We start from the raw sequence: 20,372 nt of genomic DNA on the forward strand, positions 1-20,372 counted from the left end.
GGTGGGTTGAAGCAGGGATTACTTGCCCGATAGGCGAGCATCCCGTAATCTAGTGTGCTGGTGCTGTTCTCACAAGCAAACGTTAGCGTGGGTTCAGTGGAGCACAAACCGTTCTGTGAACGGTGGAAGCTCAGCCGTAAGGAGAGCGTTATTACCTCCTGAAAAGCAGTTTGAGAAAGTCAAAGCTAACGCTTTGATAGGGCTCAAACCGTACACGTTTTGGTACGCAGTAAAAACGCTTTATCCTCATTGTTAAAAAAGACGTCAAGAGAATTGAGTTCCCAAGTGTCCTACGCAATTGTTCGCGCTGGTGGCCGCCAGGAAAAGGTCTCCGTTGGAGACATCGTTACCCTTGATCGCGTAGCTGGCGAAGCAGGCGACAGCATTGAGCTGCCCGTTCTGTTGCTGGTTGATGGCGACAAGGTTACTGCAGACGCTAAGTCACTGGCTTCTGCAAAGGTAACTGCTGAAAAGATCGAAGACCTCCGCGGTCCCAAGATCGTTATTCAGAAGTACAAGAACAAGACTGGTTACAAGAAGCGTCAGGGTTTCCGCGCAGAACTGACCAACGTTAAGATCACCTCGATCAACGCGTAATTTCGGTCTAGAATCAGTTTTAATTCAATTTTTTACCTAAGGTAGGCACAAATGGCACATAAGAAGGGCGCAAGCTCCACCCGCAACGGCCGTGACTCTAACCCCCAGTACCTCGGTGTTAAGCGCTACGGCGGTCAGACTGTTAACGCAGGCGAGATCCTCGTACGTCAGCGCGGCACCCACTTCCACCCCGGCAACAATGTTGGTCGCGGTGGCGACGACACCCTGTTCGCTTTGGCAGCAGGTCAGGTCGAGTTCGGTACTCGTAAGGGTCGCAAGGTTGTCAACATTCTTGCAACCGCTGAGTAATTTTTCTCAGTAGCAAACCGCTAAAGAGGGTGAGCACATCTGTACGTGCGAGCCCTCTTTCGCTTTAATGGGTTATACCCATTCTTTCCCGTCCACTTGAGTGGCGAAGTAAACGTGAAGTAAAGATTTCTAAAGGAGATACGCCCGGTATGGCAAGCTTTGTTGATCGCGTCGTGTTGCACATTTCTGGTGGGCACGGCGGGCACGGTTGTGTGTCTGTGCGCCGTGAGAAGTTTAAGCCGCTGGGCGGCCCCAATGGTGGTAACGGCGGTAATGGCGGCAACGTAGTGTTGCGTGTGGACGGCCAGACCACCACTTTGCTCGAATACCACCACAGCCCGCATCAGCATGCACCGAACGGTGATATTGGACGCGGCGATATGCATCATGGTTTCCACGGCGAGGATCTGATTCTTTCAGTGCCTGAGGGAACCGTGGTTAAAGACCGTGAGGGCAATGTTCTTGCCGATTTGGTGAACATTGGTGATGAATACCTGGCAGCCCAGGGCGGTTACGGTGGTCTCGGTAACGCTGCTTTGGCGTCCACCAAGCGTAAGGCTCCCGGTTTTGCGCTGTTGGGCACTCCTGGCGATGAACGCGATGTTGTGCTTGAGGTCAAGTCCATTGCGGATGTTGCTCTGGTGGGTTACCCCTCAGCAGGTAAGTCCTCGCTGATTGCGGCTCTGTCGGCTGCTCGTCCCAAGATCGCCGATTACCCCTTTACGACGCTGGTTCCCAACCTTGGCGTGGTGCAGGCTGGCGATACCCGCTTCACTGTGGCGGATGTCCCCGGTCTGATTGAAGGCGCGTCAGAAGGTAAGGGCTTGGGCCACCAGTTCTTGCGTCACGTGGAACGTAGCTCTGCTATTGCTCACGTGATTGACTGTGCAACTCTTGAGCCTAACCGTGATCCGATTACCGATTACGAGATTATCGCGAACGAGCTGTCCAACTACGAGGTAGACCCCACCGCCGGTGTGACCGTGCCTTTGCACGAGCGTCCTCAGCTGATTATCCTCAATAAGATCGATGTTCCTGAGGCACGCGAACTTGCAGATTTTGTGCGTCCCATGTTCGAAGAGCGCGGTTTGCGCGTTTTTGAGATTTCAACGGCGTCTCACGAGGGTCTGCGTCAGCTGAGCTTTGCGATGGCTGAGCTGGTGGCTGAGGACCGCGCTGAGCAGGCTAAGCGCGAAGCTGAAGCTCCCAAGGTCGAGGTTGAGGTTATCAAGCCCAAGGCAATGCGCGGTAAGAAGAAGCAAGAATTCATTATCCGTAAGGAAGAACGAAATCTTGAGCCGTTGTTCCGCGTGATTGGCGAAAAGCCCGAGCGTTGGATTATGCAGACCGACTTCAATAACGATGAGGCAGTTGGTTACCTGGCGGATCGTCTGAACCGCTTGGGCGTTGAAGATGAACTATTTAAGATGGGTGCTCGCGCCGGCGATGCCGTGGTGATCGGTGAAGAAACCGACGCTGTGGTCTTCGACTGGGAGCCCACCATGGTGGGTGGCGCTGAGCTTCTGACGTCGCCGCGCGGTACTGACTCTCGTCTTGAAGAGATTATTCGCCCCACTCGCGCCGAAAAGCGTGCCGAGTACAAGGAGCGTATGGACGCTAAGACTGCTGCTCGTGAGGAGCTTGAGGCTGAGCGCAAGGCGGGTATTTGGACTGAGTCTGTTGATGCGAAGCGTCGTGAACGCGAGCGCGGCAACTCTTAAGTAGAACTTAATATTTATCTGTAGAATAACTACCGTTATGCCGAAGGCGTGACGGTAGTTATTTGTTGTACGTGAAGACGGGACGGAGCCGCGGATGAATGATCAGTTCGGTAGCAAGGTGCAGCGTGGTGCTGTGGTGGAGCGCGCTGATATTCCTCGTGCGATGCGCGTTGTGGTGAAGGTTGGGTCTTCATCGTTGACGTCCATTGAAAATTCGTTGGATGAGCTGGCGATTGCCACGATTTCTGATGTGTTGGCGAAGTTTAAGCGGGCTCATCAGAATGTGGAGCTGGTTTTTGTTTCTTCGGGTGCGATTGCTGCCGGTTTGGCGCCTTTAGGTTTGAAGCGCCGTCCTAAGGATTTGGCGACTGCTCAGGCGGCTGCGTCGGTGGGTCAGTCCCTGTTGATGACGCGCTATACGGATATTTTTGCCAGGTACGGTGTGACTGTTTCGCAGGTGTTGTTGACGGTGCAGGATCTGATTGCGCGCGATAGGTATACCAACGTGCATCGTCAGCTGGAGCGTCTGCTTGATTTGGGTGTGACGCCTATTGTCAATGAGAACGATGCGGTGGCTACTGCCGAGCTGAAATTTGGGGATAACGATCGTATTGCGGCGTTGGTGGCTCACGCGGTGAAAGCTGATGTCTTGTTGTTGCTTTCTGATGTTGATGCGCTATACACCAGGCATCCTGATGAGGGCGGTGAGCGAGTAACTCACGTACGCGGCGCTCAGGACTTGGCGGGGTTGAGCATCGGTTCTGTGGGGAGTGCAGGTGTGGGCTCTGGCGGAATGGTCACCAAGGTGAAGGCGGCTCAGATTGCTGCGGCCAGCGGCATCCCGGCGTTGGTGACGTCGGCGGCGAAGGCTCGCGAGGCCTTGGCCGGTGAGGATGTTGGAACCTGGTTTTATGCGACCGGTCAGCGTCGTGCGGTGAATATGCTGTGGTTGGAGCATCTGGCCGATATTCGCGGCACGATTACGGTCGATCGCGGGGCGGCAGCGGCGTTGACGCGTCGTAATTCTTTGTTGGCTGCCGGTGTTGTGGCGGTGCATGGAAATTTTGAGGCTAACGATCCAGTGGAGATCATCGATGAGGACGGTACGGTGGTCGCTCACGGTTTGAGCTCGTACGATGCAGCCGCGGCGCAGAAAATGGTGGGTTTGCATACCGAGGAGATTGTGCAGATTTTGGGTGATGAAAATGATGGCACGCTGGTGCATGCTGACAATATCGCTTTAATTCGCCGCTAGCACTAGAAGAATACAGGTTGTATTGTGAATCACAGGAATGAGTTTTGGGAGAAAGCGATAACGATGAGTTCAACGACTGCTAACGTGAGTGTTCCTGCAGATGTGCTCAAGAAGGTTACCGATATGGCGTATGACGCCCGAGTAGCTTCTCGGATTCTAGCGAAGGCTGACACCCGCTGGAAAAACAACGCGCTGGAAGCTATTGCAAAGGACCTTGAGCACAAGGCAGATATTATCGTGCGTTCTAATGCCGAAGACCTTGAACGCGAGCGCGCAGGCGGTATGAGCGAAGCGATGCTTGACCGGCTAATGCTCAATGCTCACCGCGTGGGGGAGCTGGCGAATTCTTTGCGAGAGCTAGCTGCCTTACCTGATCCGGTGGGTGAGGTTGTGCGCGGTGCAACCTTGGATAACGGTTTGCACATGACTCAGGTGCGCGTACCAATGGGCGTCATCGGCGCAATTTATGAGGCTCGCCCGAATGTGACTGTTGATATCGCTGGTCTTGCCATCAAATCAGGTAATACGGTGATGTTGCGCGGTGGCTCAGCGGCCGCGAAGACCAACGAGACGATTGTGGGCATCATCCGTCATGCACTGGATAAGAACTCTTTGCCCATGGATACTGTGCAAAGCGTCGATGAATTTGGACGCGGCGGCGCGAACGCTCTAATGGTCGCGCGCGGGTACATCGATGTGCTCATTCCCCGCGGTGGCCGCCAGCTGATTCAGTCAGTGGTGAACAACGCTCGTGTGCCAGTCATTGAGACAGGCGAGGGCAACTGCCACATCTTCGTTGACGTCACAGCAGATGTTGAGGGCTCAGCCAAGATTTTAGTGAACGCAAAGACCCAGCGCCCGGGTACCTGCAACACCGTCGAAACTCTGATCTTAGCGCAGGGCGCAGAGGCTACCCCTCGCGTCCTTCAAGCCCTCAACGATGCCGGAGTAACCTTGCACGTGGACGCGGCAACCCGCGAAAACCTTCCCGGAGGCGTAGAGGCAGTCGACGCCACCGACGAAGACTGGGCCACCGAATACGGCTCGCTCGATCTGGCCGTCAAAACCGTCGCATCACTTGATGAAGCCCTCAACCACATCGGCAAGTACTCCACCGGGCACTCCGAGGCGATCTTGACCAACAACCTCGCCCACGCCGAAACGTTCATCCGCACCGTCGACTCCGCAGCGGTCTACATCAACGCATCCACCAGATTCACCGACGGCGGCCAGCTCGGACTCGGCGCAGAAGTCGGCATCTCAACACAAAAACTTCACGCCCGCGGCCCCATGGGTCTAGAGCAGCTCACCACCACCAAATGGATTATGCGCGGAAACTGGCAAGCACGCGCCTAAAGTCTCACACAAACACCTCACGAGCTTTACAGAAAAACCACTCAAAACCCGGTAGCATTGCTTGTAGTTTCACACGCACACCATCGTGATTATTCCTGGAGGACACATGATCAACTCACTCATTCTTGCAGCGGGCACCGTAGCCGCTGAAGAAGGTGCTCACGAGCGCATGCTCTTCGGCATCCCCACCTTCTGGTTCGGCATCCTTTTCGCTGTCGGCTTCCTGGCGATGCTCCTTGTCACCATCTCATTCTCAGGTCGCGGTATCGTGCGCTCGCACACCGCAACCGACCGCCTGGACCGCGATGAGCAGGTAGCAATCCGCTCATACCAGGGCAAGCACCACGTCTAAGCTCACCGCTACAGACCTCAGGTTCGGCGCGACTTTATAGCGAATATTTCGTATAGGGTCGCGCCGAACTTTGTTGAATTAACCTATTTGTTTTCGGAGAATTGTGAATCCGCAGCCCCGCTCAACTATCCACTCCCTGAACCTTCCACCGCGCGTTGAAGGACGCATCCGGCTAGGCGTCATGGGTGGTACCTTCGACCCCATCCACCACGGCCACCTCGTAGCGGCAAGCGAAGTCGCCGCCGTGCTGGATCTCGATGAAGTTGTGTTCGTGCCCACCGGCAAACCCTGGCAAAAGGCAGGAGCACGAGTTGTAACGGATGCCGAACACCGCTACCTCATGACGGTGGTGGCAACAGCATCCAACCCGCAATTCACCGTCAGCCGCGTCGATATTGACCGCGGGGGACTCACCTACACCATCGACACCCTCAAAGATCTGAGCGAACAACGCCCCAACGCCGACCTGTTCTTCATCACCGGCGCCGATGCCATGAGCCAAATCATGACATGGAAAGACGCAGACAAACTCTGGGAACTCGCCTACTTTGTGGGTGTTACCCGCCCCGGCCACGAGCTTGAGCTGCCACCCATCGCTAACACCTCCAAAGCCGCTTTGCTCGAAGTTCCCGCGCTCGCAATATCCTCCACAGACGTACGCGACCGCGCCGCCGAAGGAATGCCCGTGTGGTACCTCGTACCCGATGGCGTAGTGCAGTACATCAACAAGTACGACCTCTACACCCGCTGCGATGAGACAGGGGACGGGCACCTCTACAGCAACGGACTACCTGCCCCCGAGACAAGAGACACCGAATAACTCTGCACACGACGTATTCCGTCCAGCGCACCCACAGACTAGAATTTACATAAACCCCCGCTCACCAACAAAGGATTCCGGTGACTGAGAACAAAGATCAGAACACGTCCTATGACGAATCAGAGGCCTACCTCTACGAACCGTTCACCACTGAGGACGACATCGTAGTTCCCCCTCCGACGCGTCCCATGGGCCCGCGTCGTCTCACCCGTTACCGCACCGACGCAGCTGAGTACTTGCGCGCCCTCAAAAACGGTGAGCAGCTGCCAGATGAACCCGTGGCATACATGGGAGCACTGGAAGACGATGAGTCTGTCAACGCCGAATCAGCCGCAGCCCACCAGCGTCTATCGGCGCTCGCCGCGCAGGGGTCAATAGAATCTGCCGCCTCGGATGAGAGCACTTTGAACAAGGTGCAGGGCAATGGCACAGCAAAATCTACTGTTGCGCAGAGCGATCCTACGCTGGTGGGTCTCGATGATTCATCGCTTGTCTTCGATGATGAGGTGGAGACCGGGCCTGCCGCCGTGGATGCTGATGATCAGGTGCATGAGACTGAGGTTGTTGTCTCTGATCCGCTAACTCAGCACGATGGTGAGGACGCGAGCGCTGAGATCATCTCGCCTCTTGAGAGCGATGAGCTGGTAGATGCGGGGGAGCCTGAGGATTTCTCTGCTGCCGCTAGTGAGCCAGCTGTTGATGAGGGTGTGCACGAAACCGAGGTTGTAGAAGTTACTGATTCTGCACTCTCAGATGAAGAGCAGGACGCGCCGGTTGAAGAGTACACTCCCGAGACCGTGAGTGCGCTATCGGCGCAGGGTCTTGATTTGACTCCTGTTGCTTCTGAGTTCTCGGAGTTTACCGATGATGAACTGTTGGGTGAGGACGCTCAAGGGCGAGAAGATGCACCTATTCAAGAGCACGACTCGTTTGAGGATGTAGACGTTGACTCAACCGCGGTGGGGGATTCGCAAGAATTTGAGGATTTGCGCGGTGAAGAGAGTTATGAGGCAACTGAGCCACAGGACGATCAGGACGCCGCGGCCAGTTCTGAACGCTCTGAGGTCGTTCATGAAGAAGCCGTAGCTCAGTCCCAGTTCGATGTAGCTCAGATCGGTAGCTTGGCATCAGGAGCGAAGGAGAACCAGCAGCTCGCAGATGAGTCCGCGACACCTTCTGGTTATGTACAAGATTCAACCGACGTGGCATCATCGGATAGCTCCACGACTGCCGCTCAAAAGAGCACCTCAGCCGTGTGGTTGCCCCTTGTGCTGATTATCATGGCGCTCATTATTTTTGGTACCTACTTTTTCATGAATAATGGCTAAGTACCTTCTTACACCCGCGCTGATGTGCAGGTGAAGAAGATAAGAAAATTTTTTGAAAGGAATCTATGGCTGCGGCTAAAGAATCAATTGAAGCACTTAAGGTTGCTGCTGTAGCGGCCGAAGAAAAACAGGGCACCAACCTGTTGGCTGTTGACGCATCGGATCTTATGGGCCTGATTGATGGCTTCCTGGTAGTGAGTGCGCACAACGAGCGTCTCGTAAACGCTATTTCTGATGAGATTGAGGACGCTCTTCGCGAAAAGTTGAGCCTCAAGCCCATCAGCCGTGAGGGACGCGCATCCGGACGCTGGATTCTGCTGGACTTCGGCGACATCGTAGTGCACGTTCAGCACGAAGAAGACCGTGCGTTCTACGCATTGGATCGTCTGTGGGCTGAGGCTCCGCGCATTGAGCTCGGTGTTGAGAATGAAGCTCCCGTAGCAGATGCTGAAAGTGAAGAAGAAGCAGAAGCTATCATTACCGATGACGATCTGGTGGGCGAAGACCGCTAGAAAACCCCTTTCGGCGCGGCGAGCGTTTTCAATTTGCGTTTGCCCGCCTGTGATGGTTAATATAGTTGAGTCGTCTCTTGCAGGATGCGACTCAACTGAATACGGGGATATGGCGCAGCTGGTAGCGCACTTGCATGGCATGCAAGGGGTCAGGGGTTCGAGTCCCCTTATCTCCACTCTTTGACTAGGCTAAACGCTCCTCATGTTGATATTTCGTTGACGCGGGGAGCGTTTTTAGTCCCCAGGAGTCCTAAAATGGCAAGCCTCCGAGAAAGAAAACTCAAGAACGGTATCACTCGCTACGTAGCGATTTGGCGAGATCCAGAGTCTAAGAAGCAAACTTCTCACCCATTCGATACGAAACAAGCTGCAGAACAATTCATCGCAGACCTTGAAGCCAACGGCCATCAGCTCAGCAAAGTCATCGACTATGTCAATAAACGCGAAGGTGACGGTCAAACTGTTCAGCAAGTCATTGAAGAACACCTAGCGCAGCTTGATGGCGTGGAGAAGGCGACGCTGGCCAAGAACTATGCAATGGCCCGCAAACATATCTACCCAGCATTGGGGGAGGTGCGCGCCCAGCACCTAACACGCGCGGACGTCGTAGGCTGGATCAACGGACTAGAAGTCTCACCTAAGACCGCCAAGAATATCCACGCTGTCCTCAGTAGTTCCTTGAACACCGCGGTACGGGAAGGGAATCTCAACACCAACGTAGCCTACGGGGTAAAGCCTCCTAAGCCAATCTTTACCGGTGCAGAATTTGAAGCCGTTTTCCTCAGCAAGTTTGAGCTAGAGCAAATCATCGAGCATACCCCAAAGATCTTTAAAGGACTGATGATTCTTCTAGCCAATACAGGATTACGCTATGGAGAAGCTACTGCTCTACAGGGTAAGGACTTATCTACGGACGACGATGGTCGCCTTGTCCTGCAGGTGCGTCGAGCATGGAAGGGGACTGGCACGAAAGATTCCATGTATTTAGGGGAGCCGAAGACTCGTCAATCACGCCGTGCAGTGACTCTCTCCAGAAGCAGCTCAGCAGCTTTGCGTCCATACCTCACAGGGGTGGCAGCAGATGACTTCCTATTCACTATCAACGGTCGCTTCATACCCCATTGGATATTCCGCGACCAAGCATGGACCACCTCACTCAAAGCAGCAGGAATTACCAGTAGTCCCCGTATCCACGACCTACGCCACTCTCACGCGAGCGCACTACTTCGCGCCGGCGTCCCCATGCACCTAGTATCACGGCGCCTTGGGCACTCGAGCATTAAGACCACGGTGGATAAGTACGGACACCTAATGACGACCGACGACGCAACGGCTGCGGATCTTCTGGACTAAAAAGCCCCCCCTACCCGCCGAAGCAGGTAGGGGGGTAAATGAGACTTACACAGACTCAAATTAGCTGGTGCTAGCCACACGACCAGAAGAATCCAACGGAATCGGCTCGAAACCGCCACTCATATCTTGCTGGTTCTCTTCAACAATGGTCGTTGCATCCACTGGCTCAATAGTCGCCACACCATCATCAACCGGCTTCACCGCCGAAACCGGGGTCTTAGGGGTAAACACCGCCGCCTGCAAACCAAGCATCGCACCCGCGTAAGCAAGTACCGCAAGAGCGCCGGTAATCCAATTAGGTTGAGCCGCGCCAATAGCAGCCACATACGCTTGGCACGAACCAACAACCAAAGTGACAGCGAAATAAACCCAATAGATAGCCTTGCGAGCGGCTGGGCTGATCGTGTCTTTGTACTGCTCTTCCACTTTACTTCTTACCCTCCACAATAGAACGAACTAGCGAGCGCATACCGCCTTCATAGCGCACACCCGCCTTACCCGGCATGAACAGATTTTTAAACTCCTCCAAATGCCCGGCGATGTTGTAAAGCATGATGAACACATTTCCTGCGTTCTTCACACCAGCCTTGCCGGGGGTAAGTTCATCAAGGATAGGCTGCGCGATATTCTTGCGCAGCGCGGCTTCAAATTCTTCTTTGCTGTTATACAGCGCCATGATTTCCTCCAAGAAATCTTTTTCAATGCTAATGCCCGCAGCTTTTGCTACGCGCTCAATTTCTTTATTCGACGCCTCCACAAATGCACCGGGCGACACGCGACCGTAATAGCCATTCGTCCACCATGCAAAAGGCTTAGGCACGATTTCCCAATGCAAGTGCGGCCCCGTCGTTGCCGAGCCAGTATTTCCGGAATAACCGATAACGTCGCCCTTCTCAACCGCGTCACCCACATTCATCGGTGTGAAATTCAGATGCGCGTACAGGCTCAAATATGAGCCGTGGTCAACCACCACAGTGACACCTGCGAATGATTTATGCACGAGCCAACGGGATTCCCACCCGGCAGTAGAATCATCACCGGGCAGGTTGGAGGCCCAATCAGCCCACAGAACGGTCCCCGGCGCTACCACCTCCACCGGGGTGTCAATGTTCACGGCGTAATCACGCCCAGTATGACCACCAGTTGCGAGATTGAAGTTCGTACCTGACTGCGCGAAATCCTGAGAGATTCGCGTATTGACATCTACCGGGTATTCCAGTTGCGCGAGTGCAACCGGTGCCGGGGTAATAGCCCCGACCATCTCATTGAAGGCGTCATCGAAGAAGAAATTCAAATCAAGGTCGGCATCCCACCCCGGCAGTCTACCCACGGGGGTGTACTGCCAGCCGGCGAAATCAATACCGACGGTGTTCACGTCGTTGAACAGAATGTACTCATCCAGGCTCATCGGCGGTGTAAATCCGAAAATGGGGTTATACCCGAGGTAGTAGCCTGCTAGCCAGAATTTGTAGTGCGGTCGAATTGATTTGTATTTATAGGCTTTCAGCGGTGCTACATAGCAGTAGAACCACACCGGTAGCCCAGAGACTTCAGCGGTGTAATCAAGGAATGCTTTAGCCCACGCCTCATCGTGGGTCTGCGTCTCGTCCTCAAAGTCCAGCACGTAGAAGTCGGGGGTTAGTTGTAGCTCTGTCATGTAGTCCAGCATGTATTGAGCCTGTGCCGCGGCTGTGGTGCCGGGGCGCGCGAAATGGTACACGCCGATCTTTTTGCCCTCGCGTAGGGCTTTCATGAAAAGGTCAGCGGTGTGCGGGTCACGGAAAGTGTTACCCTCTGTTGCCTTGATGATGACAACATCTGCTTGCGCTATGACCGGCTGTGGCAGTCCTGCTTGGTAATTGGAAATATCTATTCCTGTGTAGGGCACGTCTTCACCTCCTAAAATGTAGTGCCCTCGCAATTATTGTGCGGGGGGCAATAAAAAAGGGACTCAAAGAATGAGTCCCTACGGAGCCAGCGTAATTGCTCGCGTGACGTGGTCAGTGTAAATACTGTTATTGACTTGGATATAAACGTCCCCGGTCTTAGCAAAAGTATTAGGTATAGACACCGCAAGAGCTGGATCAGTCAGGTCAGTAGCGCGGCATCCGGTGATGTCCATGGTGTCACTGTAGGACTCCACGTAATACCCCCACTTGTGCTGCCCCGGCCCGTGCATTGAATAAACGTGGCACGAGCTCATAGCGAGGTCATGAGCCCAGTTCGTGATGAAGAAACCCGGTGCGGTACCCGACAGCGTTGAGGTCTTCGTGCCAGTATTGACCACGCCCGCCTGAGAGAATACCGATGCAGAGTCAGCTGAGCAACCAATGACCTGCAATTGAGCACCTGCTAGTACGAAGCATGCGCCGCCGGTTTCTTGCGATTCACACCCAATCAGGCGGTTACGGGACCCACGAATGTAGAATCCTGCGCCGTGACGTACACGCCAGAAGCGATCAGTGTCAGTAGCAGACGCTCCCATGGTCATATTGTCAGTGAGAGTGCGCTGCACGTACCAGACCTTGCATGCCACGAACACGCAGTTCGAGGAGTACACTTCAACGCCCGCGAAATCGCCGCCGCCCTTGTTGCACCCGTGAATATCGAGATTCACAAAGTGGTTATCAGCACCTGATGAGCTGATTTGCTGTGGATGCCACAGTGGACGCCCCACGATAAGCCCAGCGGAGTTCGTGCGGTCAATATGAATGTTCTCTGCTTTGATGCCTTGGTCGTCGGGACCAATCAGCAGGATTCCGAAATCTACGTCCCAAATCTCAATGTTCGAGAGATGGTGGTAGGCGTCCGGGTTCTGTGGTGAGCTGGTCAGATTGGTGTTAAAGAGGACACCAGTAAGATTCTTGATAATCCCGCTAGATGCCTGCCAATCGTACTTCCACACGCCCTTGATGACGATATTTTCAAGCCCTGAGCGCATACGATACTGATCGCCCGCGTCCCCACCGGTAGGCTTTGACCAGGATCCGATACCGAACATAGCTGTCGGCTCAGTGAACCCACCAGAGGGAACATTGCGCTTATCTGGAACAAACACCGTGTTCTTAGGCGAACCAAGAATCACAGTACGCCCAGGAATATCCAGCACACCGGGAGTAATCAGATAAGTACCTGCCGGCACGTGCACGGTTGCACCGCCGTAGCCTTTGTCATAATTAACTTTGATTTCATCAAAGATTTTCTGGAAAGCGGCAGTTGAATTTGTGTTGCCGGTTGGGTCAGCGCCGTAGCGCGGGGCGCAGACGTTATAACTCAGCCCGAGCCTAACGTTCTGCGCCGCCTTGAGACCCTCACCAGCAAGCTCACCATTTTTGATAGTGGGCACTGTAAGAGTGGCCAAGATATTGCTCCTTATAGGGTGATAGTCGCGGTGCCGTCGCCGTTGTCAGAGACGGCGGGCGCTGCACCTGTTTGGATTGAATCAATTTGCTTTTGGAGCTCAAGACCTCCACGCGCCCAAATGAGCTGACGCTCTAACAGCCAATCAGAGGGCGGAGCGGCATACGGGTTTACCGCCGGGGTTTGTGGGTCAGGTGAGGGCACGAAAGAAAGGTCCGTCAAATACACATGATCTGCGTGCTCGGCAGCTGCTTTCTCCATCACCGCGACGTAATTTTCTTGAGTCACGTCGTGCACCACATGCCAGAACTTGCTCGAAGGGTACTTGCGATAGTGATCGGGTGTCACTGGCACTTCTGGGGCGAGGTACTTTTCTGCTGACTGCTCATACGTCATCAGCACATCAGCGGTACTCACCATTGCCTCAACCGTGTTGCTCCCAGGATTATTGATGACCCAGAAGATTTCCCCATATTTTGCTTTGATGGAGTCGTAAAGGTCTTGGTAGTAAGGGATATAGGGCTTCTGCGCATCGTCCCAGCCATTGACAGCCTCATCGAGGAAGACACCATCCACTCCATACCAATCAATATGATTCTGGATTTCTTGCATGACTTCAGCCTTGGGGCGCTTGCCAAAGGTGGTACGAACGTAGCCCAGCACGCGCGCACCAGATGTTTTAGCCCGCCGCGCCTGTTCCTCCCAGTCAGCATCCTTTGCGGTGCCAGAGCCAGAAGAAATATTCAGAATGACGAAGCCCAAGGCATCGGAAAGTGTCAGCGTCTTACCCCATTTAGAAGAATCGCCGCTATACCAGTCAGCCCACCAGTAAGTGATGGGTGAAAGGTGGCGCTGCCCTGGTCGGAAGCGGTATCGCTCCACAGCCAGGGCATTTGATTCCTCTACTTGGGAAAGAGCTTCACCCTTGAATCTGCCGCGCTCATCTGTGGTGAGTACGGTAATTTTCTGAGTCACTCTTTCAGTCCTTTCTAGATGCTGATAGTTGCGGTGCCGTTACCGTTATCAGTGATAGCGATATTCGACCCCGCACCAGCGACAGCCACCGGCAGTGTCAAAGCATCAGCCAAAGCACCATACGCAGCCTGGTTCAAGTGAATACCATCAGGGGTAGAGCCCACAGAGCCGTACTCAGTCTTGATGGTCTCATCATCATTGGAGATAACAGAGACCCACTCGAAGACACGCTTCAAAGTGCCCGCCTCATCAAGCTGCGCCAGCCAGGTGTTGTACGCGCGGCGCAAATCTTCCTGAGCACCAGTAATCTTGTCGCGCGGGAAAATAGTGGTAGCGAAAACATCTGCGCCAGTCTTCACATGCTTCTTCATCAAAGCTAGCGATGCAGTGAAGCGATCCTTGACGGTCTGCAAATCGCCAGTGCCAGAGAGGGAGAAAATATCATTTGACGCCATCGAATGAACGAGCACGTCGCCCTTAGCCAAGGAGTCCCACTGGCTTACCTTGATAGAGGTGTCCCCGCCGTCAATCCAGGACTTCATGGTGTCACCAGAAGCCGCGTAATGAATCGGGAGGCCGCCGTTCTTACGGGCGTACTGCGAACCGACCGACTGGAATACAGGCAGGTTTGAGCCAATACCCACGGTAAGTGAGTCACCGAAGAAGGTGTACACAGGGGTTGACGCGGGGGTCTCAGCCTCAATCCATACGAAAAAAGGCGCAGTATTCACAGACCATGGAGTAGTCGTAGTGTCCATGAACTTTGTCGCGCCGGCAGTGTAGCAACCGCCAGCAAGACCAATCACCCCCGAAGCCGCAGCGCCTGAGTAAGCAAGCTCCAAAAGGTTTTCCTTATTGCCACCAATATCCTGAGTGAACCACGGAGAAACCCAATCAGAGCCATCAGCAGGGGTAGTGAAAGCGTCCTGAATCTTAGTAGGAGCACCAGAATACTTGCCAGGGTTAGCGGTATCGTGAGCGCCGAAAGCAAGACCAGTGACGTTGATAGCGCCGGTTTTCACGGTGCCGTACATGGGGTTCACGTTGCGGATATGCACACGCCACTTGCTGATAGTAGCGTTGAATTTCAGTGGGAAACGCACCGCATCAGCAGTTTTCGTGTAGTAGTTAGCGGCGGTATCAATCTGACCCAAAGTAAGCGCCAAAGGAACATACTTTGAAGAAACAGCGGCAGCAGAACCGGTGCCAGCAGTAGCCTTGAAAGAATCAAACTCGCTCTTAGTCACAAGACCAAAAACTTCAGTCTTAGTAGCTAAAGAGGTCAAGTCGGTCTTCGTAGCAAAGGTAGAAGTGCTAGGAATTTCAGCCTTAGTAGCTAACCCTGAAATATCAGGAATTTTAGCCTCAACAGCCGAAGCAGCGGTTTTAGCCAGCCCTTGTACGTGGGCAAGGGGTTTACCCGTGAGCTGCCCATCTGAATCGGTCAATGCGAAATTTACGGTAGTTGCCATTATTAGGCGATCCTTACTGTAGCGGTACCATCTTCATTTATGGTGATTTCCGGCGCGATAAGGCGCGCGGTGCCGTCACCATTCGGCACGATTTCAAAGCCCCAGCCGGTGCCGGGGGTATGGGTTATCCAGGCGTCTCCGGTGAGAGAAAAATTTACGGGGGTAATAGGGACAGTTCGCCCCTCATGGCGCAGCAGGAATACTGCACGCCATTCGCCGAGCATCAGCACCAGTGGCGTGCCGTCTTTAGCGGTGAGCTCACCAAATTCATTGAGAACACCTGTGACCGGCACTGCGGGGTAATCGATGCCGGGGTCTGCTGCGAGACGGCGCGGGTAGAAAATTATTTGTCCACTCAGCGGTGTTTGCGGGCCGTCTTGTGCGAGGAATTGACCTTGCACTTTTCCGTACTGTGCCAAAGGGCGTCAGCTCCTTAAAAACAAAGACCCCGGTATCTACCGGGGTCTTACTCGTCATAAATTTCTTGCACCTTCTCCAAATCAGGGTAAGGCGGTATCTCATCAGGCGGCACACTGTGAGCAAAAAGAAGCGCCCTCAGCTCAGACGCGTACTCCTGCATACGGCGCCGATTGCGCGCCTCAATCTCCCAGAAGAGGCGCCCATACATTTTTTCTTTGAGCTTTGCTTGCTCAGCCTCTTTTTGCTCCTGCGCACGGCCATCACGCCACTTACGATAAGCATTCCAGATGATGATGCCACCGCCACCGGTAGTAAGCCACGCTAAATACTCTGGAAGGTGGGCAAGAAGCGAATCCAAAGCACTCATGCACCACCTGACTTTTTACTGCAAATTCGGATAGTGCCTGTGTGTGTGGGGTCTAGATCGCGCCCTCGAATTTGAAAGTATCTTTTAATGAGGAAGAAGATAATGATTCCGAGACGGCAGAATTTGCCCGGCTCCACAAGACCATTCCCATCAATATCAATCACCACCCATGTGAGGTGAATTAGCTCCACTCCGAGGAGCATGAAGATGCCGGCTTTTTCCAGCATCCACACACCCCACGGCAAAGATAGGAAGCCGATAACCCCGCCGCCAGCAAGCAGCACGAGAACCCATGTTCTTACGAATTGATCGAAGTGCTCTGCGCCATCCGAGGGAACGAAGAAGCTCCAAATACCCTGCGTGACAGCAAACAAGTAAACAAATCCCATCATCACGGTGGCTTCACGAGGCGGGGGGACATTCCGCCAAAGATTGCGTATATACTCTCGCATCAGCCCACCACCTTTACTCAGAACGCAAAACATTGAGTGCATACCGGATGTGTTCATCAGTCACAGCGGCAGGGTTCTTACCAGGCGGGGTGAGTTTACTAAGCTCCTGATTGTAAATCGCATCAGCATATTCGTAGACGCTGGCGATAGTATCCTCACCTGCACCTACCTTAGCTGATGCCAGCTGCTGCAACTTCGAGTCAATAAAGCCATGAGGATTATCGATACCCTGTTCAGCAGCTAATGCGATAAACCGCTCACGCAGATCGTTATCTTTTGCAGCTTTAATAATTGCCGCCGACGATGTAGCCATTACTTATCACCTGCTTTACTGGAATCAGCGCTTTCTTCAACAACATTCAGAGAGATGTTTCCGCTGAGAATATCGCGGTCAATCATTGCGGCTTGCAACCGCTGAGCCTCGCTCTGCCAATACACGGCCTTAGTCTGCCAATACTCTACTGAATCTTTCTCAACCATAATTTCTTTCCTTCTGCTTCCTTAGATTGCGAACGCTACCCACTTAACCCACACCGTGCCCGTCGCACGCGGCGTCATATTTTTAATTAGCCCATCAAAACCCGTAGCGCCGTCATTAGAGATACCCCATGACATCTCATTCTTATTCGCCGTCACCACAGAAATCAGCACACAAGCCTGTGTACCAGCAGTAAGACTTCCTGCAAACGTCCCTCTAAAGGTGAAGTAGTTGTTAGCATCTAGCCCGCTATGAGTGTATGAGCCAGACTTGAACGCCGACCCGAACGGGCTGAACCTGCCCTGAAAACCGATGCCCATTGCTGGGCGTAGCATAATGCCGGGATCACCGGATTGTACTGCGCTTTTATCCGTGGCGAAAATTGAAAGCCCACGTAAATCAGGCGGGAAACCAGGTGTTGTGTACCACATTGCACCGTGAGAATAGAGAAGCGAACTATCACTAGCACGTGTGGGAGAAAACAGCTCGACACCAGCGACATTTCCCTTATGCACTAGATTGATGCCGGTCTGCGCGTCACCTGAGGTGGAGAGGTTGCCGACAAGGTAGTTGTCTTTGCCGTCCAGACGCATAGTGAGCGTCCCCGCATCGTTGTATGCGAGCATGCCGGAGTTGCTGATCTTCACGCCACGGTTCGCCGCAGAATCCGTTTGCAAAGCACCAGCAGTCACCAACTGCGCCCCGAGGTTCTTCACATCAATCTTCTGCGCGATCAGCTGCGGGGTCACAATATCCTGAATCACGGTAACCCGGTTCATAATCGCATCCTCAGTGACCACGAGTTTCTTGGACTCCACGGACATGAACCGGGCAATCTCAGCTGACATCTCACCTGTGACGTTCAACTGAGCAATATCAACCGTGCCCGTAAGAATAGCATCCCGGCCCACCAATAACTGCCGGTCATTAATCTGCGCCGCCGCCGTATCACCAATAGCAACCGGAGTCGTCGCACCCTCAACAGCCTTAATACGCTCGGAAGCACCTGCCAGATTCTGCTCAGTATTATGCAGTGAGTCACCGGTAATTTTTATTTGCTCTTGTGCATCTTGGATGCGCTTGTCATAAGCGGCAATAGTGTCGCCGTCCCACACACGAGCAGTATCAGACGAATCATAAAATACTACTCGCTCATCAGAACCAGCCACCTTCACACCATGAGGCACCGTCTGCTTATTGCGAGTATCAGCCAACAACTTCTTCAAAGAATCAGTCGGGCTCTTAGGATCAATATCAACCCACTTAGCCACCTACTGCCACACACCTTCCTGAAATGCCAGCTGAACAGCGTCCGACAGATCACCATTAGCTCTAAGAATTTTCATCGACCGCATACCATCCGGGATATTCAACCACCCCTCTAGTGTCACGTTTGCGGTATCACCCACAAAATATGAGGTCACTGGGTGCTTACGAGAATTAGCGCGTACCGTAAACGTCACCTGGTCAATCATGGACCGACCGGCAAGTAGTGCGCCGTCTGCTTTCTGCTGCAATGATAAAGAGCTTTTCACGTCAGAATTAGACTGCACTGTTTCAAGGAACGGGTAACCCGCGCGCACCGTATCGAAGTTCTCAGACTTCACGCGCTCAATACCCTCACCCTCACCAGCACCAGTGACCCACACACGGTTAGTCAACATGGCAGCAGACGAGGCGATAGACGGCAGCCCAATATCAGCCACCGGCACCGTCGTATCAAAATCAGGAGTGAACTGCTGCGGAATACTCGTAGATAGCGACGTGCCATGCATCAGCACCCACACGATGCGCGTGTGTGAATCATCAGCCCACCGCGGGCGGAACATAATATCCGGGCCCATAATGACCTCAGATAGCTCAGTGAGGCGCTTATCAATCTGGTTATTCGCAAGATTCCACGCCTCATAGGTACGCTGATACCGCCCCGGTTCAGCAGGTACGCCGTGGGTGATTGGCAGTTGCCCGCCGATCTTATCCATACCGTGCTGAACCAGTGCCCACGCAATATCCCCGTAGGTCATGGCCTTGTATTCAAGGTTTTTCTCCACGGTGCGGTGCTCAAAGATAGAGCGAATACCAGCGCATTCAAAGGTGAGTTCATCAACCGTCTCGTACCCATAATCAATAATGGGACCAGCGACGATAGGTTCTTCACGCCCGAACGCATCAGTGTAAGTCATCAACACGCCACCGCCCCACGGGGAGAACCAGAGGCGTTCACGATTCAGCAATGCACGCTTTTTAATAGTTACGCTGAAATCTTCAATCTTGTTCAGCGTGATGCTCCAGTTAGCGTCTACCGGGTCGTAGCGTGATCCTACTTCACCGGTGAGGGTACGGAGAGCGTAGACCTTCCAGCCCATGGGTTAGCCTTTCCATACGCCACGGTCGGTAATAGCGAAATAGTCACCGGGAAATTTCTCGGTGTACCCGTAACGCACCTTCCACTTACCCGAGGCACCAGAGGGAGCGAAGCGGCGCTGAACGGTGTAGCTGAAGGTGTGTCGTCCGGCTTGCATGGTCACGCCGCGCACATACTGTTTGATGTCCCAGTACCGGCTATAAGGGCGCTCCCAGGAGGCAATGAGCGCGCCGTCTTGGTAGAACTTGTAGACCACGCTGCCTGTTTCATCGAATACGTTACCGTTTGTATCAGAGGTAGAAACACACGATGCTAGCGACAGCTCACAGTAGCGATCAGTGGGCACGTAGATGCTCACTGAGCCACGCGTCAACAGTTCGTTGGTGTGCTCGCTGGTATCCATATCCACCGCGTCCCCCAGCAAGCCGAGCATGCCACCGATAGGGCGGGCATAAATGGTGTTGCCGGTGCGGGTGAACTGGTTCGATGCAGTGGCCCCAGCGCTCACCGTGTACCGCGCGATCTCTTGAGCGTTCACAGGTACCGTTGCGCCGACGCCTACCACCACTGCGTTGTTGCCGTTAGCGGCGGGTAAGTTCTGTTTCACATAGATAATGTCGGTGCGTGTGCCTGTGGCTGGTGCTGTGACCGGTGCAGTGTACTGATCATCGACTGCGCACTTCACATAGTGCGTCTTATCCAGGGCGATAATTACTGCACCAGCAGCTACCTTGTACCGCATATCCGTACCCGTGGATACCTCCACCCCGGCGAGAATACCGGGGTTAGCGTACTCAGCGGCAGTAATCACCTGAATGTTCTCAGGTTGGGTGCTGGTGCCGTTTTGGTCAGGGCCCATGCCGAAGCCAACAGAAACCAT

The 20,372-nt window shown here is 53.7% G+C and carries 23 protein-coding genes and 1 tRNA gene; 11 read left to right on the forward strand and 13 right to left on the reverse strand.

The genetic code is table 11. The features are described 5' to 3' along the window. Positions 1-285: 285 nt before the first annotated feature. The 11 genes from rplU to IDM49_RS05550 all read left to right on the forward strand — a co-directional run bounded on the left by rplU (position 286) and on the right by IDM49_RS05550 (position 9,603). Positions 286-597, forward strand: coding sequence for a 50S ribosomal protein L21 (rplU, locus tag IDM49_RS05500; RefSeq protein ID WP_168615409.1), 312 nt, complete (start codon positions 286-288; stop codon positions 595-597). A gap of 51 nt (positions 598-648) precedes the next feature. Further along, positions 649-906, forward strand: coding sequence for a 50S ribosomal protein L27 (rpmA, locus tag IDM49_RS05505; protein WP_168615408.1), 258 nt, complete (start codon positions 649-651; stop codon positions 904-906). A 149-nt stretch (positions 907-1,055) separates the two neighbouring features. After that, positions 1,056-2,627 carry a GTPase ObgE gene (obgE, locus tag IDM49_RS05510; RefSeq protein WP_168615407.1) on the forward strand — a complete coding sequence of 524 codons (1,572 nt, stop codon included), beginning with the start codon at positions 1,056-1,058 and terminating at the stop codon, positions 2,625-2,627. Between the two features lie 94 nt (positions 2,628-2,721). Then, a complete protein-coding gene (proB, locus tag IDM49_RS05515; protein WP_190725296.1) occupies positions 2,722-3,882 on the forward strand; it encodes a glutamate 5-kinase in 1,161 nt (386 codons plus the stop codon). Positions 3,883-3,945: 63 nt separating this feature from the next. Further along, positions 3,946-5,238, forward strand: a complete 1,293-nt coding sequence (locus IDM49_RS05520; RefSeq protein ID WP_190725297.1) for a glutamate-5-semialdehyde dehydrogenase — start codon at positions 3,946-3,948, stop codon at positions 5,236-5,238. A 106-nt stretch (positions 5,239-5,344) separates the two neighbouring features. Continuing rightward, positions 5,345-5,590, forward strand: coding sequence for a hypothetical protein (locus IDM49_RS05525; protein ID WP_210729685.1), 246 nt, complete (start codon positions 5,345-5,347; stop codon positions 5,588-5,590). A 103-nt stretch (positions 5,591-5,693) separates the two neighbouring features. Then, complete coding sequence (nadD, locus tag IDM49_RS05530; protein WP_190725298.1) at positions 5,694-6,410, forward strand: nicotinate-nucleotide adenylyltransferase; 717 nt, start codon at positions 5,694-5,696, stop codon at positions 6,408-6,410. Positions 6,411-6,490: 80 nt separating this feature from the next. Then, positions 6,491-7,738, forward strand: coding sequence for a putative sodium/potassium/calcium exchanger (locus tag IDM49_RS05535; protein ID WP_190725299.1), 1,248 nt, complete (start codon positions 6,491-6,493; stop codon positions 7,736-7,738). Positions 7,739-7,803: 65 nt separating this feature from the next. Continuing rightward, positions 7,804-8,250, forward strand: coding sequence for a ribosome silencing factor (gene rsfS / locus IDM49_RS05540; RefSeq protein WP_168615403.1), 447 nt, complete (start codon positions 7,804-7,806; stop codon positions 8,248-8,250). 103 nt (positions 8,251-8,353) lie between these two features. Further along, positions 8,354-8,426: transfer RNA gene (locus IDM49_RS05545), tRNA-Ala, on the forward strand. 79 nt (positions 8,427-8,505) lie between these two features. Further along, complete coding sequence (locus tag IDM49_RS05550; RefSeq protein WP_190725300.1) at positions 8,506-9,603, forward strand: tyrosine-type recombinase/integrase; 1,098 nt, start codon at positions 8,506-8,508, stop codon at positions 9,601-9,603. A 60-nt stretch (positions 9,604-9,663) separates the two neighbouring features. Here IDM49_RS05550 and IDM49_RS05555 read toward each other — a convergent pair whose 3' ends face one another. The 13 genes from IDM49_RS05555 to IDM49_RS05615 all read right to left on the reverse strand — a co-directional run bounded on the left by IDM49_RS05555 (position 9,664) and on the right by IDM49_RS05615 (position 20,372). Further along, complete coding sequence (locus tag IDM49_RS05555; RefSeq protein ID WP_190725301.1) at positions 9,664-10,029, reverse strand: hypothetical protein; 366 nt, start codon at positions 10,027-10,029, stop codon at positions 9,664-9,666. Between the two features lies 1 nt (position 10,030). Then, positions 10,031-11,491 carry a GH25 family lysozyme gene (locus IDM49_RS05560; protein ID WP_190725302.1) on the reverse strand — a complete coding sequence of 487 codons (1,461 nt, stop codon included), beginning with the start codon at positions 11,489-11,491 and terminating at the stop codon, positions 10,031-10,033. A gap of 78 nt (positions 11,492-11,569) precedes the next feature. Continuing rightward, positions 11,570-12,964, reverse strand: coding sequence for a glycosyl hydrolase family 28-related protein (locus IDM49_RS05565; RefSeq protein WP_190725303.1), 1,395 nt, complete (start codon positions 12,962-12,964; stop codon positions 11,570-11,572). Positions 12,965-12,975: 11 nt separating this feature from the next. Next, entirely contained in the window at positions 12,976-13,938 is a 963-nt protein-coding gene (locus IDM49_RS05570; protein ID WP_190725304.1) for a spherulation-specific family 4 protein, read from the reverse strand. A gap of 14 nt (positions 13,939-13,952) precedes the next feature. Then, positions 13,953-15,410, reverse strand: a complete 1,458-nt coding sequence (locus tag IDM49_RS05575) for an SGNH/GDSL hydrolase family protein (protein ID WP_190725305.1) — start codon at positions 15,408-15,410, stop codon at positions 13,953-13,955. 2 nt (positions 15,411-15,412) lie between these two features. Beyond that, on the reverse strand, positions 15,413-15,829 hold the full coding sequence (locus IDM49_RS05580; protein ID WP_190725306.1) for a hypothetical protein: 417 nt from the start codon (positions 15,827-15,829) through the stop codon (positions 15,413-15,415). Between the two features lie 47 nt (positions 15,830-15,876). Continuing rightward, on the reverse strand, positions 15,877-16,197 hold the full coding sequence (locus IDM49_RS05585) for a hypothetical protein (RefSeq protein ID WP_190725307.1): 321 nt from the start codon (positions 16,195-16,197) through the stop codon (positions 15,877-15,879). Then, entirely contained in the window at positions 16,194-16,589 is a 396-nt protein-coding gene (locus IDM49_RS05590) for a hypothetical protein (protein WP_190725308.1), read from the reverse strand. The genes IDM49_RS05585 and IDM49_RS05590 overlap by 4 nt, the downstream gene beginning before the upstream one ends. Before the next feature lie 73 nt (positions 16,590-16,662). Next, a complete protein-coding gene (locus IDM49_RS05595; RefSeq protein ID WP_190725309.1) occupies positions 16,663-16,962 on the reverse strand; it encodes a hypothetical protein in 300 nt (99 codons plus the stop codon). After that, positions 16,962-17,129: a hypothetical protein gene (locus IDM49_RS05600; protein WP_190725310.1), complete on the reverse strand. Its 168-nt coding sequence runs from the start codon at positions 17,127-17,129 to the stop codon at positions 16,962-16,964. Before IDM49_RS05600 ends, IDM49_RS05595 begins: the two co-directional genes overlap by 1 nt. A 21-nt stretch (positions 17,130-17,150) precedes the next feature. Beyond that, a complete protein-coding gene (locus tag IDM49_RS05605) occupies positions 17,151-18,398 on the reverse strand; it encodes a hypothetical protein (protein WP_190725311.1) in 1,248 nt (415 codons plus the stop codon). After that, positions 18,399-19,493: a hypothetical protein gene (locus IDM49_RS05610; protein ID WP_190725312.1), complete on the reverse strand. Its 1,095-nt coding sequence runs from the start codon at positions 19,491-19,493 to the stop codon at positions 18,399-18,401. Between the two features lie 3 nt (positions 19,494-19,496). Then, positions 19,497-20,372, reverse strand: coding sequence for a hypothetical protein (locus IDM49_RS05615; RefSeq protein WP_190725313.1), 876 nt, complete (start codon positions 20,370-20,372; stop codon positions 19,497-19,499).

The sequence above is a fragment of the Rothia terrae genome, from assembly GCF_014705925.2.
GTDB classification, from domain to species: Bacteria; Actinomycetota; Actinomycetes; order Actinomycetales; family Micrococcaceae; genus Rothia; species Rothia terrae.

What these genes read in the sequence shown, in the direction of transcription:
- IDM49_RS05600 (WP_190725310.1), bottom strand. Translation starts at nt 17,129, where the DNA reads ATGGTTGAGAAAGATTCAGTAGAGTATTGGCAGACTAAGGCCGTGTAT.
- IDM49_RS05520 (WP_190725297.1), top strand. Translation starts at nt 3,946, where the DNA reads ATGAGTTCAACGACTGCTAACGTGAGTGTTCCTGCAGATGTGCTCAAG.
- IDM49_RS05550 (WP_190725300.1), top strand. Translation starts at nt 8,506, where the DNA reads ATGGCAAGCCTCCGAGAAAGAAAACTCAAGAACGGTATCACTCGCTAC.
- IDM49_RS05525 (WP_210729685.1), top strand. Translation starts at nt 5,345, where the DNA reads ATGATCAACTCACTCATTCTTGCAGCGGGCACCGTAGCCGCTGAAGAA.
- IDM49_RS05595 (WP_190725309.1), bottom strand. Translation starts at nt 16,962, where the DNA reads ATGGCTACATCGTCGGCGGCAATTATTAAAGCTGCAAAAGATAACGAT.
- proB (WP_190725296.1), top strand. Translation starts at nt 2,722, where the DNA reads ATGAATGATCAGTTCGGTAGCAAGGTGCAGCGTGGTGCTGTGGTGGAG.
- IDM49_RS05615 (WP_190725313.1), bottom strand. Translation starts at nt 20,372, where the DNA reads ATGGTTTCTGTTGGCTTCGGCATGGGCCCTGACCAAAACGGCACCAGC.
- IDM49_RS05585 (WP_190725307.1), bottom strand. Translation starts at nt 16,197, where the DNA reads ATGAGTGCTTTGGATTCGCTTCTTGCCCACCTTCCAGAGTATTTAGCG.
- IDM49_RS05575 (WP_190725305.1), bottom strand. Translation starts at nt 15,410, where the DNA reads ATGGCAACTACCGTAAATTTCGCATTGACCGATTCAGATGGGCAGCTC.
- rpmA (WP_168615408.1), top strand. Translation starts at nt 649, where the DNA reads ATGGCACATAAGAAGGGCGCAAGCTCCACCCGCAACGGCCGTGACTCT.
- IDM49_RS05590 (WP_190725308.1), bottom strand. Translation starts at nt 16,589, where the DNA reads ATGATGGGATTTGTTTACTTGTTTGCTGTCACGCAGGGTATTTGGAGC.
- IDM49_RS05610 (WP_190725312.1), bottom strand. Translation starts at nt 19,493, where the DNA reads ATGGGCTGGAAGGTCTACGCTCTCCGTACCCTCACCGGTGAAGTAGGA.
- obgE (WP_168615407.1), top strand. Translation starts at nt 1,056, where the DNA reads ATGGCAAGCTTTGTTGATCGCGTCGTGTTGCACATTTCTGGTGGGCAC.
- rsfS (WP_168615403.1), top strand. Translation starts at nt 7,804, where the DNA reads ATGGCTGCGGCTAAAGAATCAATTGAAGCACTTAAGGTTGCTGCTGTA.